Genomic DNA, 18,165 nt, shown 5'->3' with positions numbered 1-18,165 from the left:
ACTGGCAACTTGATAAAGCTATGGGCTTTAGCCTATAAAAATACCTCGATTAGGGCATAGGTGCATTACACCTTTTAAAATCTCGTTTCAAACTCTAACAAAACTCGATTGCGATCGTCGAAATTTGTAGTCCCCCTTAAGGTGAACTCATCGGTCAGGCGGTAACGCAGGTTAAACTCTGTCGGTGTGCTATCGGTGAGGATTTCTAGAATAGATAGGGTGACATTGTTGGTGACATCAAAACCGATTTCGGTGGCCACATCTAGGTCAGACCCGCTGTTGTCTTCGCTAGAAAATCGTGAAGCACCAGTGACGGGAAACAGACGAAACTCACTGAGGTTAAGGGTCCGACCAATAAAGTCCTGCAGTCGCGTCAGCAAAGCTCCCCCAAAGAAATTGATCACCCCTTGCCCCGACTGGAGTGCCGCCACATAGCTGCCGCTCAACAGGTTAATAATTTCTTGGCGAGAACGGGGGGGGGAGCTGGACAGTTCAATCACCGTATCCCCAATATCAGATAGGAATAAACTCTCTAGCAGCTTACTGGCGGTCCCTTGATAGTTGGCCCGAATGCGAATGGTTTCCAGACCCGTGGTGGCGCGAAATGGATCGACCGACGCATCGGCAACTTCAGACGTGGCAAAGGCCGTGGCTTCTACCACATTACTTTGCTGGGTTTCGGTAACAGATGTACGCAACCTGATATCGAGGAAGGGATCGGCGATCCCCCGATCTGGAAAAAACCGAGCGACATTATCTCGACCGGCTAAACGAAATGTCGTAGTGAGCAGATTGATGCGTCCGGAGCGTAATCGAATTTCGCCCTCTGGCTCAATCGCTCGAAACGGGCGCAGGGGACCTGTCAGGCGTAAATTCCCGTCGGCAATTACGTTGAGCAGATTGCTTTGCTGAATTTGAATATTTTTTGCCAGGGTAATTTTGAGATTGTCGAATCGAGGAATAAATGGGGAGGCTTCTTCCTCTAAATTATTGGCCACCGGGTCCGTACTACCATCGGGCAAAAAGACCCGGCCATTGGCCAGCTCCACAACACCGCCAAGTTGGGGACCACCCACCAACAAACTGCCCCCCACAACAACTTGCCCCTTAACCCGGCCACGATAGATCCCCCGCAGGTCTAAATCAATGTCATCTAAGGTGACGGTGAGGGCGCCGGATGGGTGCTGGGCCGGGGCGTCGGCCACAGCGGCAGCAGCAGGGGACACCCCATCGGGGGACAGGGCCGATTCTGATGGGGAGATGGCTTGATCCCCGAGGATTGCCAGTTCAGCGCCGCTTAGGAGCGGGGGAAACCCTAGGGGAAAACGCCCCACGGCCTGCAGGCGGCCATTTCCGTAGTTGCCGTTTAATTTTTGAACAATAATTTGGTCGTTTTCAAAAACAATACGCCCAACAAAATCCGTTAGGGGGTCGGGCAGCAAAGGAGAACGTAATACCGCATCTTGCACATCCATGATCCCAGTGATGATGGGCTGGCTGAGGCGTCCCCCCACATCCAGGGATACTCGACCTTTACCCGATTCCCAACTTACTTGGTCATTGAGCACATTCAGCAGGGCCAATCCCTCATCGGCGACATCGATGGTGAGGGAAATGCTGTCATCAGCGGGCCGCACCGCCATAAAGTCAAAGGCATAGGGAATGTCCCCCACCAAGGTTAATGGTTGCGGATTATTCACTTGGTTCAGGGTGCCGTTGAGCAACAGGCGAGCGTCTTCGTAGAGAAACAGTCCCTCGGCTTGCTCAATGGGTTGGTTGTTAATGCTGCCGTTGGCAAGGACCACGTCCCCACGAACGGTGGGGTTGCCAATGCTGCCGCTAAAGTTTGCGATCGCATTAAACTCTCCCCGTAACCCCAAGGGCAGATTAAACATATCCCTGACGGCGGCGATCGGTAGTCTTTCGGCCACCAGCTGCAGACCCGAACTATCCTGATCCAATAAGGACAACGTCCCCGCCAGGTTGGCAAACGCCAGCTGGGGAGGAGCGCCCACCGGGGACAAGACAGTCTCCATGCGTAATGGCTGCAGGGTGAGGATACCGTCCGCCAACTCCCCCTGGGCGATCACCCGGTCGGCGGTAAAGTCACGCCCCCACCGCCAGTCCTGACCTTGCACATCAAACTCAAGATTAGGCAGTGCTTGGGGACGGCCGCTGATCGTCACATCAGCATCAAAGCGCCCGGTTAACTGGGCCAACGGCGGAATCGGATTCTCGGCCTCCGCCAGGGCCGCCTGATCCTGAATGGCTTGAATTTCCGCCAACCGTCGTAGCTGGTCTTGTAATGAACCACTGGTATCCCCCACAGACCGGGTGGCCAAAATCTCTTGGGTGGCCTGCTCGGGGGGAAGCGCCCCTCCCCCAAGCGGCGCTTGAAATGTCTGAATTAGATCCTGCAGATCGTTGATGGCCAAGGCTGTCAACACATCCCCCACATCTCCATTTTCCACAGAAACGTTGGCATTGTAGGCCAGGGTATCTAGGGCAACATTGCCATTGAACCGGTAGAGACTATCGGCAGTATCACCGGGTACACAGTAAAAGTGAGAGGGGGGACTGCCATTGTTGAGACGATTGGAACAGGCATTAAAGATCAGCTCCCCCTGTTCTGCAAATAGGTGCCGATCGCGATAGGTGATCTGCCCCGTTAGCCGTTGGGCATTGAGATAGCCCAAACTGGGTTGTTCTACCACCACGCCTCCCACAAAGGTTTGACGGGCCAAATCAATCAACCAGTCGTCCTGGGACGAGAGGGTCCCTTGCAGACCACCGCCCAATCGATCCACGGTCGGTAGCGCCAACGCCTGGAGGGGCAGATCCTGCAAACTGGTGCGTAAAAAATCACCCTCCGTCCGCCCCCAGGCCCTTGCCCCCTGCCAACGCACATCAAAGTCTAAATCGCGGAGCGTTTTAAAATTTAGGGCAATGCCATCGTCCAATCCATTAATGGTGGGCCCACTCAGCCCCGCCAGGTCCACCGCCAGCCCCGCCTGGGGCCCGTAGCTAATGGGGCCCGACAACCATGGATCGAAGGCCACCTGATTCACACCAAACTGCTCTAAGGTCAGGTTTCCATTTAATTGGGGGGCCGTCGGGGTGCCCAGGAAGCGCCCCTCGAACGAGGCAAAACCACCCAGGGGCACTGGGGTGGGCAATAGGGCTAGGGGATAGCGAGCGGCATCGACATCGAGGATAAACCCTTGAATCCCGCGAAACTGATTGCCCACCACATCGGTGGAGACCACGCCCCGCGCCTGGAGCTGATCGCTATTTGCTTGCACAATGCGCAGCTCTTGGGATGACCATTCAAACTGAGTGGTGAGCGGGGTGTTGAACCCCGCTAGCCGGGGAGATAGCCCCCCTAGACCGGCGGAAAAATTTAAATCCCCTTGGGCCCGCACATCAGCTAAGGTCAGGGCATCTAACCGCCCTTGCAAACTCAGGCTACCGCTGGTGTTGCCCGCCAGCTGGGGAGAAAATTGCCGGAGCCCCAGGGCGGCCAGGGTGGCATCGGTTTGCCAGCCGCCGTTGCGCAGGGTCGCCTCGCCCTGGATGGCCCCATCCATTAGCTGAACCCGATAGTCCCCCAGGGCCTGGATCGTATTTAAACCAGCCCCCTGCAACGGACCTGAAACCGCCACATCCGCATCAACGCTGCCCAGCGGGGCCAAGCCTAGGGCCTCAAGGTTGACATTGTTGGCCACCACATCCCCTTGCCAGCGATCGCGCCCCACATCCCCCCTGGCAGTCAAACTGCCGGCGCCCACCTGCACCAGGGCCTGGGGAATCCTTAGCCCCCCATCCGCAAACACGGCCGTCGCCTGGGCCGGATAGACCTGACCGCCGTAGGCCAGGGTGGGGGCCTGCACATTGATGCGGGTGGCTAAATCGGCCGGGCTGCCCACAACCGTTGTCTGGGCAGCCACCGCCCCAAGGCTAAAGGGCAACTGCTGGATATCGTAGAGGGCCAACACCTCATCCCCAGGGACATTGGCGGCTTCGATGGTGAAATCTAACTCCGGTGGCGCTTCCGGGATATTGGCTAGGTTGAGCACGCCGCTGCCGGTAATTTGCCCGCCAATGTCCGGGTTGGCCGTGAGCTGGTTGACCGTCACCACATCCAATAGGGTTTCGATGCGATCGCTTTGCATCACCACATCCGCATCGAGGTCATTCAGCACCACCCGGTCAATCGTAACCGGCCCGCTGGCCACCACATCTGCCGCAATTTTGGGCTGTAGCACCGGCCCCGTAATGGCCACCGTACTCTCAAATAAACCACTGAGGGCAATGGGCACATCCGCCTCAGACCGCTCCAGCAAGGTTTCTAGATCAATATCAGGGACCTGGGCCACCAGATCATAGTCACCGGCCCAGTCCACGGTGCCCGTGCCCGTTGCCGTCAGCTCACCATAGGCCCCTTGGGCTTTGTCTATGGTGATGGTGGTGCCCTTAAATCGGGCCGTGACATCAATATTGTCAATGGTGTTTCCCCATGGGCCCTCGCTGGGCAAAGCCGCCAGCTGCAGTTGGCCATTGTCGACGCTGCCGGCCCCAGCCACCGTCACCGGTTGCTCTGGCACAAAGTCCACGGTCCATTGGCCGCTGACCCGCCCGGCGGTGGTTGCCATGGGAAAATTGCGCTGCCCCATGGTGGGCAACAAAAAAGCCATGACGGCCTCAGCCGCCACCCCTTCCCCCTTAATGCCCAGGCGAGTTTTCTGCTGGATAGGCTGTTCGCTGTTGCCAGAGGCGATGGGGACAACGGCCCCCGTAAATTCGATCTCCCCCCCGCCGGGGGGGATGGTCGTTGACTCAAACACCACCTGCTGACTGTCCTGGCCATCCACCTGCATCGGGTCGATGCCCACCGTGCCATTGACATCCCTGAGCAACAACGGCTCCGGCTCCGCTCCGTCCGCCGGCAAAGGCACCAGGGTAATTTCGCCATTGACCACATCAATGTCATCCATCCGCACCTTTACCAGCGGTTCCTGGGGCGGGGGTTCAAAGGTGGGCACTTCAATGCCCAGCCAGCCTTGCTCTGGATGCTGCTCTAGGTAGCCCTTAGCCCCGGTCAGGCGCAGATCAATGTCGAGTTCTTGCTGAAAAATTAACCGCCAAAGGTCGAAACCCACGGCCACCGAGTCCGCCGTGACATGGGTCGGATCCGTTGCGGTGGCCTTCAAGGCCGAAGCCCCCACCTGCATGCCGTTCCAGGAGAGCGCCTCTAACTGACCTAGCTCTAATTCCCGTTCTAATAGCTTCGATAGGCGCCGTTCCAACAGCGGCGTTAGGCCAGTATTGACAAATACCCAAGCCCCAATAAAGGCCACTGTGCCAACGATAATAGTGCCTGCGCCAAGGGTAATAGCAGTAAGTTTCCAAAACCGCCTACGGTCAGGCGGCCTCTCTGTATTGGGCGACGGCATCACAGACTGGCACTATAGAACATTGGTCAGTTGAGTCAGGACAATCACTCTCCCCAAAAGCCCTCGATGACACAACTCATCTGACTCACAATCGATTGAACAATTGCTATATCCGCGACTACTCTAACAAACTTCCATCAAGGATTTTTGAGAGATTTGTCGCAAGAACTAGCGACAACGCCCACGGCAATGCCGTCACTTCTGGGGTCGCAGGCCCCTTGCAAACAGTCGGGCTGCACCCGAATCATGTGGGCATGGCCCATGGGTTCAGACCAGTTGGCCTCTATTTGCAACGTGTGGCCCCGCTGTCGCAGGGCATGGCGGATGGTGGGTTCAATGCGCCCCTCTAGGGCCAAACGGGCCGACGGTTGGCCCCAGGTACGGCCCCAGCGCCAGCGGGGCAGATTGACCGCGGTTTGAATGTCTAGGCCGAGATCTAAGACGCGCGTTAAGAGCGCCACTTGGGTTTGGGGTTGGCCTTCCCCGCCCATGGTGCCAAACACTAAATTCAACCTATCGTGCTCTAGGGCCATGGCCGGAATCAGGGTTTGCAGGGGGCGTTTTTTAGGGGCAACGCCATTTACGTGGGCCGGATCGGGGGAAAAAATAGCGCCCCGGTTATTGAGCACAAACCCTAACTCCGGCGGGGCCACCCCACAGCCATAGTCAAAGTAGAGGCTTTGGAGCAGGGATACGCCATTGCCCTGGGCATCGACCACGGCGGCATAGACCGTATCTCCCCCCATGGGGACGGTGTGGTGCCCCGTCTGTGCCCGGTGCATATCCAGGTGATGGCGCAGCCGATGGCCGTAGGCTTTGGAGCCCAGCTGCTGGCTCGGAATATCCGTAAAGGCGGCATCGCCAATCCAGCGGTTGCGATCGCAAAACGCCAGCTTAGTGGCCTCCACCATCAAATGGTAGTAGTCCACCGCATCCAGGCTAGCGATGTCGTAGGGTTCAATCAAATTGAGCATTTGCAACACCGCCAGCCCCTGGGTATTGGGCGGCAGCTGATAGATCCGCTGGCCCCGATAGGTGGTGGTAATGGGCTGCACCCAGTCCGAGCGATGGTTGGCAAAATCCTCCAGCCCCAGGGGGCTGCCTAAGGGGGCCACATACTCCACAATGGCGCGGGCAATGGGGCCCCGGTAAAACTCATCGGCGCCGCCTTTTGCCAAGGACTGCAGCACCCTGGCCAGGGCAGGATTCTGGATGCGATCTCCCACGGCAGCGGCAGTCAAAAATGTGGCCGCAGCGCCCTGATCTGCGGCCAAGAGAGCCTGATCTTGGCGGGTCCACCGAAACTGCGACGACGATAGGGGGTAGCCCTGCGCTAACTCAATGGCCGGTTGTAACAATGTGGGCCAGGGCCGCTGGCCAAACCGCCGGTGGGCACACCACCAGGCATCCACCGCTCCGGGCACCGTCATGGCGGCAGCAGCCCCCCTCTGGGGCAATTCTTTGCTGTGGGCGTGGATATCCAAACCAGCTGCCGAACGCCCCGAGCCATTTAGGCCGTACACCTGTTGCGTCGCCGCATCATAAATCAACCACAGCCCATCCCCCCCCAACCCATTCATGTGGGGATAGGTGACCGAAAGGGCGGCACAAACGGCAACAGCCGCATCAACGGCATTGCCCCCCTGACGCAGAACCGTTTCCCCGGCCTTAGATGCAATCGTATGGGGGGAAACCACCATGCCATGGGCCTGGCTCCGGTTGATGTGCACCGGTTCTGTGGGCGGGTTAACCACGGGCAACTGCCATTGTCGTCAACCGTTTACCCAAGGCGATAGCCAAAGCCACGGACGGTTTTCAAATACTTAGGTTTGCTGGGATCTTCCTCCAGCTTTTCGCGCAGCCAGCGAATGTGCACATCCACGGTTTTGTTATCGCCCATAAAGTCGTATCCCCAAACACGATCAATAATCTGATCGCGGGACCACACCCGCCGGGGACGACCCATAAATAGCTCTAGAATCTTGAATTCCTTAGGGGAAAGGCTGAGCTCTTGATCGTTGAGAAAAGCACGGCACTCATTGGGGTGCAAGGCAATATTTTCAAACCGTAGGGCGGACGTATCCTCCGGGGACTTGGCCTTCGACTGGTAACGCCGCAGCAACGCCCGACAGCGCGCAATCAGCTCTCGCATACCAAAGGGTTTAGATAGGTAGTCATCGGCGCCGACTTCTAAACCCACCACCCGATCCGTTTCCGTACCCTTGGCACTGAGGATCAAAATCGGCACATCCAAACCGCGATGACGCACCAAACGACATAGATCTAGACCGTTCATTCCCGGCAGCATCAAGTCCAAAATCACCAGGCTAATGTCGGAAATAGCGTCTCGGCTACCGTCAGCAGAGCCAATGAGTTTCTCTAGGGCTGTCGGGCCATCAGCCGCCACAACAATTTCAAACCCTTCTTCGGCTAACGCCAAAGCAACTGTCTCCCTAATAAGCTCTTCGTCCTCAACGATTAATACTCGTCCCAGACCCACTCGTAGTGAGGATTGGATTGGAGCTAAGCCGCTAGAAACCATGGCCGATATTAATGTTGTCTTCACTACCTATGGTTGGATTCTATCAGGGATGATGCCACGAACAAGGCTGTCTCAACCGATCATTTTCAGTAAATTCAACTACATAATTACAGACAGGATGCAATAGCCATGGGCGAAGAGTTCATCAACAATTTGCCCCACAACTAACTCCCTCTATGGGGTAGGAGCATTAATCATATTTTTATTTTTTCGATTTTTTTTGCAACAAATTGACTATTGCAAACAGCCCCCAATCGTTGACATCAACCCCGGGAAACCGCGGTGATGGCTCTAATTTGTTATGAATCCATAGATTAATTTTTGGTCGCCAGTGTAAAGCCAACTTCACACTGGGAGTCTTAAGCCCCCCGGCACTAAGACCCCGGCCTTAATGCCGCGACTCTAAGACCATTGATGGGTAGCGCGACCATAGAGTTCGGTTAGGGCTGTGAACTGCTGCCGCAGGGTGGGGGTGAGGGCGTCCTCGGCAAATCGCCATTGCCAATTCCCCTCGGCCAAACCGGGGGTATTCATGCGGGCTTCTCCCCCCAGGCCCAGCAAATCTTGCAGGGGAATGATCGCCAAGTTGGCAATGGACGATAGGGCCAGTCGCATCATGGTCCAATGCACTGACTCCGGGGCAAATCCACCGACAAATGCAGCCAGTCGCTGCTTTTCATAGTCATTGGCGGTGGTGTACCAGCCGACGGTGGTGTCGTTGTCGTGGGTGCCTGTGTAAATAACGAAGTTGCGATCGCAATTAAACGGCAAATAGGGATTGCGATGATCTGACCCAAAGGCAAACTGCAAAATTTTCATCCCCGGAAACCCAAACTGGTCCCGCAGGGCTTCCACTTCCGGGGTAATAATGCCCAAATCCTCAGCTAAAAAGGGCAGCTTACCCAGCACCGCTTCCACCCGTTCAAATAGCGCCACCCCCGGCGCTTCTACCCACGTCCCATTCATCGCCGTTTCCTCCCCCGCCGGCACGGCCCAATAGGACTCAAACCCGCGAAAGTGGTCAATGCGAATCTGGTCCACATAGGCCAAGGAGGTTTTAATCCGCTTGAGCCACCAGTCAAACTGAGTCTCTTCGAGCACCTCCCAGTTGTAGGTGGGGTTGCCCCACAGCTGACCCGTTTCACTAAAATAATCCGGCGGCACACCGGCCATTTCCGACGGCCGCAGCGTCTCCGGATCGATCATAAAGTTCTCAGGAAAAGCCCACACATCGGCACTGTCATGGGCCACATAAATGGGCATATCGCCAATAATCTGAATGTGGCGCTCATTGGCATAGGCCTTGAGGGCAAACCACTGGCGACAAAATTCAAACTGCAAAAACTTTTGTAAAAAGATGGCATCCGCCAGCTTATCGCGCCACGTTGCCAAGGCCTCCGGTTCACGTTTGGCAATGGCCGTATCCCATTCACTCCAACTCAGCCCATCGTTGGCCTCCTTAAGGGCCATAAACAAACTGTAGTCCTCTAACCAAAACGCCTGGGCCTGACAAAACTGCTCAAATTCGGATGAAGCCGTCGCCTGAAACTTCTGGGCCGCCTGCCGCAGGCGCTCCCCCTTATAGGCAATCACCCGGTCATAATCCACCCGGTCTGCCGGAAAATCCGGCGCATCCGCCAACTCCGATTTCTCCAGCAGCCCCTGCTCCACCAGGCTATCTAGACTAATCAGCCAGGGGTTACCCGCCATGGCGGAATAACACATATAGGGAGAATTTCCATGGCCCGTGGGGCCCAGGGGCAAAATCTGCCAAAGCTGCTGTTTCGTCTCCCCCAAAAAGTCCACAAACCGATATGCCATCTGGCCCAGATCGCCGATGCCGTAGCGGCTAGGAAGCGATGTCGGATGCAACAGAAGACCGCTAGCTCTGGTAAATGACATGGTGGGAGTAATTGCTGAATTAAGGCCAACTGACTTTAGCATGGTTATTCAATGCAATAACGTTCTGCTAAGCGCTTAGCTCCCTATGGCCTATCGCAATCCTGCCCCCACCGTCGATATCATCATCGAACTCACCGATCGTCCCCAGCGCCCCATTATTTTGATTGAGCGTTTGTATGAGCCTCTGGGGTGGGCCATTCCCGGCGGCTTTGTAGACTATGGAGAATCCGTAGAAACCGCCGCTATCCGCGAAGCTAAAGAAGAGATTGGCTTAGACATCCAGCTATTGGAACAGTTTCACGTTTATTCTGCCCCCGGCCGGGACCAGCGCAAACACACCATCAGCATTGTTTTTCTGGCCGCTGCCCAAGGCACCCCCATGGCCGGGGACGACGCCAAGCACTTTAAGCTATTCAACCTGTGGGAACTGCCAGAGAACCTATGTTTTGACCATGGCAAAATTCTGCAGGACTACTGGCTTTATCGCCACTACGGTCGCCGGCCCACCTTGGGATGATTTCATTTCGTGACATAGCTAAGGACAGCCAGGGTAAACGTGGCATGATCCCAAAGGGGTTTTACCCCTCCTGATCAGCCCCCTTAATTCCACGTCGAATCGGCCCCATTAGCCAGTAAATTGGCCTTTTAAGACAGGGGCTTTATTAAAGGGCTTTATTAGAGGCCCTTTATTAAAGGGCCTTTAACTAAAGGGAAGGCGGCTAGATTTGGCTCGGTCTGCCACCCCATTGCCGTGTTACTGAACGTTTAGAGAATGCGCCCTCGGAACGACATTTTGGCTGTCTTCTCCACATTCATTCAGTTTGCGGACGATCGCTTTGAATGCTGGATGCCCATGCCGCGTTTAGAGCAAAGGATGCGGCAGCTGTTGCAACAGCACCCCACCGAAAAATCAGACGTATTTTGGGCCCTGCATTGGTACAGGCTACTGGACCATTCCCCCCAGGCCATGGAGCACCTGTGGGCCTATTTGCAGGAGCCCTGCTACCGAGCGGCAGACCAGGTAACTCGCCGTTTCCCCATGGTGCAATATTCGGTGGCAGATAGTTTTCAAATTGCCATCGTCCATAGTCCTCGGATTTTGCGGGGGTACAACCCCGACTATGGCAGTAAGCTCAAGGCCTATGCCCATACTGCTTTTGGTAACTATATTCGCGACCAGCTACGGCAGCAGCAGGAAATTCACATTAGTAGTGACTGGGGGCTGTTGCGCCGGTTAAGCCAGACCCAACTGAATGAAGCCTTGCTCGCCGTTGGGTTTATCCATACGGCGCCATTACTTTTGTTGTGGCAGTGTTTTCGCGCTGTGTGTACCCCAACCCCAGGGCGATCGGCCCGCGGGCTCAGTGACCCCAGTGAGGACCAACTGCATGCGATCGCAAGGCGGTTTCAGCAATTGAGCCATCAACTGCCCCCCAACCCCAAGGGCGACGAAGACCATTCCCTCGCCAGCGACCCCCAACAGCTAAAGCAAGAGTTGATCCAACTGGCCACCATTGCCCGCAACTACCTCAACCCCAGCATTACGTCCCTCAACCAGCGCCAGTACGACGATTCCACCGAAGAACCGATCAACACCATCGCCGCGAGCGAAACCCCAATGGCCCAGCTCGTAGGCAACGAAACCTACGCAGAACAACAAAAACAAATACAACAAATTAACACCGTCTTAACCGCAGCCATCAAGACCCTGAGCGCCGCTCAGCAAACCCTACTCACCCTTTACTACCAAGAAAAACTCACCCAAAGTACCATTGCCCAGAAAACAAATATTCAGCAATATAAAGTTTCCCGTCAGCTACAACGCATTCGTCAGAAGTTATTACTCAGCGTTGTTAACTGGGGCCAAACCACAGTGCATATTTCTCCAGAATGCGACGTACTAGAAAATGTTAGCGACGTCATTCACGAGTGGTTACAGCACCACTATGCGCCAGAACCATCAGAGGACTCAAAATGAGCGTTTTTTTTGATAATCCCGTACAACCGATTCTGGCCATGCCCATCGACGTCCCCCAGTGGCAGTCCCATGCATCGATTGCGGATGCCGCTACCCGCTGGCGTTTATATCTTCACCAGCTCGGCCTCGCGGCAATAACAACCTGGCTACAAGAAGAATTTGACAGCCCCGTCCTCCCCTGGCCCCATGCTGCTCCATTTGATATGTGGGCCAACGTCGAGGGACTATGTTTAGAACTTGGCGACAGAAGATTAATCATTATTTTATCTGAAGCCATCAAGCTATCGGAAATTGAAGTCCCCCAAGAATGGGTTGATATGCCGCAATGGCAGGCCGATTATTATTTAGCGGCCCACGTTAACGTGGATGAAGAACAGCTAATCTTGTGGGGATATACCCATCACTCCACCCTTAAAACTAAAGGCACCTACACGACAAGTACCCGTACTTATCACCTCAACGCCGAGGAGATGATACAAGATTTCTCAGCATTTTGGGTGGCGCAACAAATGCCCCGGCAACCACTGCCCCCCCTAGAACCTCTGCCAAAGATATGCGCCCCAGAAGCCACAGCGCTCATGCAAACATTAGTCGACAGCCCCGAACCCAGACTAGCCATTCCCTTCCCCCATTGGGGGGCATTGGTTAGCAATGAGGCCTGGAGAAAACAACTTTGCCAAAGCAGACAACAGATTAGCCCCGTCAATATACGGGACTGGCTGAATAACATTTATACCCAGGGATGGGGCCCCCTAGAGTCATTGTTTCCGGGTGTGTGCCCTGCGGAGTTCCGCTCCGTCGTCACCAGCAATGCCGTCCTCACCTGCGGCAAAAAAATTGCTGTCGGTGACTACAGCGACGATTTGTTGCTTATGTTCAATATAGATATGGAATCCGACAACCGTCGCAACATTCGGATTCAACTTTATCCCTCCAGTGAACCCGTACTGCCTCGCAATATTGTTTTATCGTTAGAGCTGTCCGAAACTGGCCAGTTATTAAAGACGGTACATTCTGGAGGAAGAGATTCTTTTATTCAAATCCCTCCGTTTCGGTGTCAGGCCGGGCAACAGCTCAGGGTCACGATTCAACTAGAGGATGCTAGCCGCCAAGAAGAGTTTATTAGCTAAGGAAATGTTTAGAGCGATTGTGCTTTAGCCATCAAAAACTTACGAATGGCTGGGTCTTCCGTTAAGCCAATGGCCATGGCATAGGCCTGTCGGGCAGCAGGTTGCTCATCTAGCTGGGCTAACAGATGGGCCCGCAGGGCCCAATAGGGCTGATGCTTTTGCACCGTTTTTATATCCATGGCATCGAGTAAATCGAGCCCAGTTTGAGCCCCCTGGGTTTGAGCGATCGCAACCGCATGGCCCAATCTTGCCCCAATGGTATCCACCAGCTGAATCAACCCAGAATAAAGCTGAGCTAACGTTTCCCAGTCAGTGTGCTGGGTGCTCGCCCGCTGGGCATGGACCGACTGAATTGCCGCTTCCAGCTGAAATCGGCCCAACCTGCCGTAGATTGATGCCTGGTGGAGCTCTCTCTCCGCCCGTTGAATCATCGACTGGGACCACAGATCCGTATCTTGTTCCGACAGGGGCACATAGTCTCCGGTGGTTGACCGCCTGGCCCCACGTCGCGCCGCACAGTACAACATCAGCGCCAGTAGCCCCCTAGCCTCAGGCTCGGCCGGCAACAGTTGCCCACAAAGCTGGGCCAGCCAAATCGCCTCATCGGCTAATCCTTTATGGCTTGGATCCCCCCCCAGCACCGTATCCCAACCTGTAGTGTAAGCCGCATAAATGGCGGCCAGCACAGCGTCTAACCGGTCGGGGAGAGCTTGGGTTTGGGGTAGCCCAAAGGGAATGCCCGCATCTCGAATTTTGGCTTTGGCCCGCACCAAACGTTGCCCCATGGTAGTCGGTGCCACCAAAAATGCAGACCCAATTTGAGCAGCGTTTAACCCCATCACCGTCTGCAACATCAGCGGTGTGCGAATGTTCACATTGATGGCAGGATGAGCACAAATAAATAACAACTTTAGCCGCTCATCAGGGAACGAGATTTCCTCCAGATTTTCGGCGGAATCTACACCACTGAGGTTAAGAATATTCAACGCTTTAGCGTGGGTTTGGGACCGCCGTGCCATATCGATCAATCGACGGCGGGCAGTCACCAACAGCCAAGCTTCCGGGTTGTCGGGCACCCCCCTCTGTGGCCAACTGCTAAGGGCTTTCAGAAACGCATCGCCGAGGGCATCTTCTACGGTGGCAATGTCCTGGGACCTGACCGCCAAATAGGCCACCAGACGACCATAGGAATTGCGGGCGGCTAGTTCTGCGACTCGACGTGCGTCCATTATTCATCTACCCCCGAGGTACGGATAGTAGGTTCACGGCAATCTCCTAATTTGCCTCCATGGACCATAGGGGACGCACCTCAACGGCACAGAGACCCGCCGCCGGACAGCGGGCGGCCCAGTCCAGGGCATTGTCGAGATCGGGCACATCAATCAAAAAGAAGCCCCCCAGCTGTTCTTTGGTATCGGCATAGGGACCATCTTGCACCTGGCGCTGGCCATCCTTGAGGCGCACGGTAGACGCAATGTGACCGGGATGCAGGGCGGCACCGCCTGTGAGGACACCGGCTTCTGACAATGCCTGGGAGTAGGCATTGTAGGCAGGCATATGCTGATCTCTATGGGCAAAGTCCTGTTCTGTCTCGTAAACCAAAATCGCGTATTTCATTTGAATTTGTTGGGTTAAATCACCAGAGCAGCGGGCCTTTTTACCCATGCTCTACTTCTATAACGAATAAGCAACCTTGATTTCGACATCGCTGGATAATTTCAGTCAAAAAATAAGTCTATTCTCAGACTCCTCACCTAGGATATCCATATCCCCCAGGAGACTATGCCCCCATGCCAACCATACGCCTTAGCACCGTCAGTCTGCTGCTATTGCTGGCGAGCTGTCAGCAACTGACGGCGGGTTCTATGCCTGAATCTGGCATTCTCCAGGCCGACTGTGAGGCGGTGCCAGGGTTTGCCCATGTGGCTGGGGGGGAGTTTATGGCCGGCAGCGATCGCACCGAGCGGGACTACGCCTATCGCATCAGTGCCGAAGGCTTTGCCGACGCCCCAGAAAACGTGGCTGCCGCCGAAGCGGGCTACCGCAGACGCCAATGGTTTGAACGCGAACCCACCAGGCGCACAGAAAATTTACCCTCCTTTTGCCTCGCCCAAAACCTGGTGACCAACGCAGACTATCAAGCATTTATACAAGCGACAGAACATCGACCACCCGGGATTTCAGCCGCAGACTATCAGCGGCAGGGCTTTTTAGTGCACCCCTACAGCGACGTAGCCCCCTACCTATGGCAGGGCGATCAGTATCCCCCAGGGCAGGCAAACCATCCAGTGGTACTGGTTTCCTACGATGATGCGGTGGCCTATGCCGCATGGAAAACTGAGCAGGACGGGGTGAGCTATCGGCTACCCACCGCCTTGGAATGGGAAAAGGCTGCGCGGGGAACCGACGGACACTATTTCCCTTGGGGTAGCGAGTGGCAAAATGATGGCACAAATTGGGCCAAGCACGGCCCCTATGGCACGAGCCCGGTGGGGGCCTATCCCCAGAGCCAGAGTCCCTATGGCATCGAAGACATGGCCGGAAACGTATTTGAGTACACCGGCACATTGACCAGAGGGGGGGCAAAGGTGTTGCTCAAAGGCTGCAGCTGGGATGATTTTCCCGGCTTTTGTCGGGCCGCCTACCAGCATGATCGCCCCGTGGAGTCACGCCACATTTTATTTGGGTTTCGCTTAGCCCTAAACCAGCCCTAATGGGTAGTTGCACCAAGTTACACTTTGGCAAAAATCCCATTCTTCGGTATTTTTGCTATTTCCGTAGAAAAAATCAAGGTTGCAGACTGTAGATACCCTTGTCCTCCCACCTATGGAATGGCTACAAGCAACCGCCATGTTCTTCTCCAAAGTCTATCCCCTACTAGTGCTGCTGACCTTACTCAGTGTCCTAGGACCGATGCACCATGACACTTCTATCAGCGCTGCCATGGCGCAGCCGTCTGCAGATGACGAGTTTTTGCCAGATGTAATTGAAGGCATGGAATTGGGCATGGCCTATGGCGAAGCCCGTGCCCTCATCGACCAAGAGATTTGGATTCCCCGCACCTATCCCCCCTTAGACTATGTCAGCACGGCGGTGCAACAGATGCAGGATTTGGGCTACGAAGAAGTAAGAGATTGCGCAGGGACGGGGTTAGGCCTGTGTCGGATGGAGTTTATTGAACGCGAGGGGTTGATATTGGTGATTATTGTAACCACCTCTGAAGCGGAACCTAAGGTTTGGGATTGGTCATTAGAATAACCATTGCGCCCCATCTGGCTGTTAGACCTTGGACCAGGCAGTGAAAAATTGACCGTAGAACATCCAACCCCATGTAGTTTTCGATAGAACCCACCATGATCAGTCGTCGAGAATTTACACGCATCTCTCTATTGGGTGTTGGTTTAGGATTAAGCAATTGCACAGATAAAATTCGGTCGTCTGTCTCCAATTCGACATCAGCAAACAAGCGCAGCGACTTAACCATTTGGTGGGAACAAGGATTTTTACCAGAAGAAAATGAACAAATAATCCAAATTGTTCAAAGCTGGGAACAACAATCTGGGTTGACAGTTAACTTAAAGCTTTTGCCCATTAACTTAATTGCGCAACAACTCAGCCAGCTCATCCAAGGGTCTGATTTTTCTAAATTGCCAGATATCGTCTATTCCATTGGCGTAGACAACAGTCTTGCCCCAAAGCTTGCCTGGCAAGATCAATTACTGGATTTGTCCGAGGTGATGTTACCCGCTCAGGAGCGCTATACATCGGTAGCACTAGACCAAGTTTTTTATCATAATCAGGTCCGCGGAGAAGCGAGCTATTATGCCCTGCCCCTATGGCAAATCGAGGACTACATCCACTATTGGCAGCCTTTGATCGAAAAGCTAGGTTACGGCCCCACCGATGTACCGATGGACTGGGAACCGTTTTGGCAGTTTTGGCGTTCTGCCCAAACCCGGCTCAGAGCCAAAGGTCATCCTGATATCTATGGGCTGGGCCTATCCATGTCGATCCCTGGATTTGACACCTATGTGGGTTTAATGATGTTTTTAGATGCCCATAACGTCCAGGTGATTAACGCCGACGGCGAGTTTTTACTAGCCGAATCAAATAATCGACAGCGGATGATCACCGCATTAGACGAATATACGCGCTTTTTCCTAGATGGTTATGTCCCGCCTGCGGCGGCAACATGGGCAGGCGGCGGCAACAACAATAGCTTTATTGCTGGCGAGGTTGTTATGACGCAAAATTTAACCCTCTCCATTCCTTTAACCCAAAAATTACCCCCTAACGGTTATAACCAGGATGCGGCGGAGCGCTATCAACAAATGGTCACCATTGAGCGACCAAGGAAGCCAGATGGAACTGAACTGTCTACGCGAAAGGCGATTAAACAAGCGATCGTCCTTAAGACATCTCCCCATCCAGATACGGCTAAAAATTTCCTCAAGTACTTAATTGAGCCTCAAAATCTTAAACAACTGGTCACCGGATTTAAGGGGCGGGCACTCCCCGTAATGCCCCAACTATTTGAAGATTCTCTCTGGAGTGATACGACGGATCCACATCTGTCTGCCACAGTTAAAATTTCCCAACGGGCTGGTCTTACGCCCCATGAAGTCATTCACCCGGCCTTTAGTGAGGTCCAAAATCAGCAGCTATGGGCCAAAACCGTGTATAGGGTTGTTCACGATAGGGTATCGCCCAAAGCAGCAAGCAACTGGGCAATTGATGAAATCCACAATATTTGGTCACAGTGGAAATAACCAGCATGGGTGATTGGAAAATATAGGATGGTTATTTCCCAGGCGTTTGCAGCCTCAGAGAGGATGACAAACGTGATTCTATTTTCGAATGTTAGAACCTCAATAAGTTCGTGAAAACTTCGTTATAGGACATCATTTGAATATAATTTTCGATATGGCTTGCTATGATCACCCATCGGGATTTTATACGGCTTTCTTTGGTTGGGGACGGGCTAGGCAATGGCACAATTGAGCCCCAAGCATCTACGGCTGATTTAGCCCCAGAGCGTAGCGATCTAAGCACTTGGTGGGGCCAGGGCTTAGCCAAAGAAAACGCGGGTATCATTCAACGGGTTTATCCATGGCAAAAACACTTGGAGCTCAAGGCTGAGCTAACGCAGAGTGCCCCGCT

12 protein-coding genes are annotated in these 18,165 nt (G+C 54.3%); 6 read left to right on the top strand and 6 right to left on the bottom strand.

Annotation, left to right across the window (positions count from 1 at the left end):
* Window positions 1-74: 74 nt before the first annotated feature.
* The 4 genes from IXB28_RS07010 to malQ all read right to left on the bottom strand — a co-directional run bounded on the left by IXB28_RS07010 (window position 75) and on the right by malQ (window position 9,897).
* Entirely contained in the window at window positions 75-5,453 is a 5,379-nt protein-coding gene (locus IXB28_RS07010; protein ID WP_215617810.1) for a translocation/assembly module TamB domain-containing protein, read from the bottom strand.
* Between the two features lie 137 nt (window positions 5,454-5,590).
* Window positions 5,591-7,207: a gamma-glutamyltransferase gene (gene ggt, locus IXB28_RS07005; RefSeq protein ID WP_215617809.1), complete on the bottom strand. Its 1,617-nt coding sequence runs from the start codon at window positions 7,205-7,207 to the stop codon at window positions 5,591-5,593.
* A 26-nt stretch (window positions 7,208-7,233) separates the two neighbouring features.
* Window positions 7,234-7,995, bottom strand: a complete 762-nt coding sequence (locus IXB28_RS07000) for a response regulator transcription factor (RefSeq protein ID WP_215617808.1) — start codon at window positions 7,993-7,995, stop codon at window positions 7,234-7,236.
* A 402-nt stretch (window positions 7,996-8,397) separates the two neighbouring features.
* Window positions 8,398-9,897 (bottom strand): 4-alpha-glucanotransferase, encoded by a 1,500-nt coding sequence (gene malQ / locus IXB28_RS06995; protein WP_215617807.1) that lies wholly within the window; start codon window positions 9,895-9,897, stop codon window positions 8,398-8,400.
* A gap of 85 nt (window positions 9,898-9,982) precedes the next feature.
* Here malQ and IXB28_RS06990 point away from each other — a divergent pair, with 85 nt between their 5' ends.
* The 3 genes from IXB28_RS06990 to IXB28_RS06980 all read left to right on the top strand — a co-directional run bounded on the left by IXB28_RS06990 (window position 9,983) and on the right by IXB28_RS06980 (window position 13,005).
* Window positions 9,983-10,414, top strand: coding sequence for an NUDIX domain-containing protein (locus IXB28_RS06990; RefSeq protein ID WP_215617806.1), 432 nt, complete (start codon window positions 9,983-9,985; stop codon window positions 10,412-10,414).
* 255 nt (window positions 10,415-10,669) lie between these two features.
* Window positions 10,670-11,875, top strand: coding sequence for a sigma-70 family RNA polymerase sigma factor (locus IXB28_RS06985; RefSeq protein ID WP_215617805.1), 1,206 nt, complete (start codon window positions 10,670-10,672; stop codon window positions 11,873-11,875).
* Complete coding sequence (locus IXB28_RS06980; protein ID WP_215617804.1) at window positions 11,872-13,005, top strand: DUF1822 family protein; 1,134 nt, start codon at window positions 11,872-11,874, stop codon at window positions 13,003-13,005. Before IXB28_RS06985 ends, IXB28_RS06980 begins: the two co-directional genes overlap by 4 nt.
* Window positions 13,006-13,013: 8 nt before the next feature.
* On the opposite strand, the gene IXB28_RS06975 is transcribed toward IXB28_RS06980, so the two are convergent.
* Together IXB28_RS06975 and IXB28_RS06970 are read right to left on the bottom strand one after the other, a co-directional pair.
* Window positions 13,014-14,234: an RNA polymerase sigma factor gene (locus IXB28_RS06975; RefSeq protein ID WP_215617803.1), complete on the bottom strand. Its 1,221-nt coding sequence runs from the start codon at window positions 14,232-14,234 to the stop codon at window positions 13,014-13,016.
* 46 nt (window positions 14,235-14,280) lie between these two features.
* Entirely contained in the window at window positions 14,281-14,622 is a 342-nt protein-coding gene (locus IXB28_RS06970) for a YciI family protein (RefSeq protein ID WP_215617802.1), read from the bottom strand.
* Between the two features lie 173 nt (window positions 14,623-14,795).
* On the opposite strand from IXB28_RS06970, the gene IXB28_RS06965 reads away from it, so the two are divergent.
* The 3 genes from IXB28_RS06965 (at window position 14,796) to IXB28_RS06955 (ending at window position 17,774) form a co-directional block, all read left to right on the top strand.
* Window positions 14,796-15,719, top strand: coding sequence for a formylglycine-generating enzyme family protein (locus IXB28_RS06965; RefSeq protein WP_215617801.1), 924 nt, complete (start codon window positions 14,796-14,798; stop codon window positions 15,717-15,719).
* A 112-nt stretch (window positions 15,720-15,831) separates the two neighbouring features.
* Window positions 15,832-16,263 carry a hypothetical protein gene (locus tag IXB28_RS06960; RefSeq protein WP_215617800.1) on the top strand — a complete coding sequence of 144 codons (432 nt, stop codon included), beginning with the start codon at window positions 15,832-15,834 and terminating at the stop codon, window positions 16,261-16,263.
* Between the two features lie 95 nt (window positions 16,264-16,358).
* Entirely contained in the window at window positions 16,359-17,774 is a 1,416-nt protein-coding gene (locus tag IXB28_RS06955; RefSeq protein WP_215617799.1) for an ABC transporter substrate-binding protein, read from the top strand.
* The last annotated feature ends 391 nt before the right edge of the window (window positions 17,775-18,165 follow it).

It is taken from the genome of Leptothoe kymatousa TAU-MAC 1615, from assembly GCF_018739865.1.
Classification (GTDB): Bacteria; Cyanobacteriota; Cyanobacteriia; order Phormidesmidales; family Phormidesmidaceae; genus Leptothoe; species Leptothoe kymatousa.
This window is presented reverse-complemented; position numbering and strand designations above follow the sequence as displayed.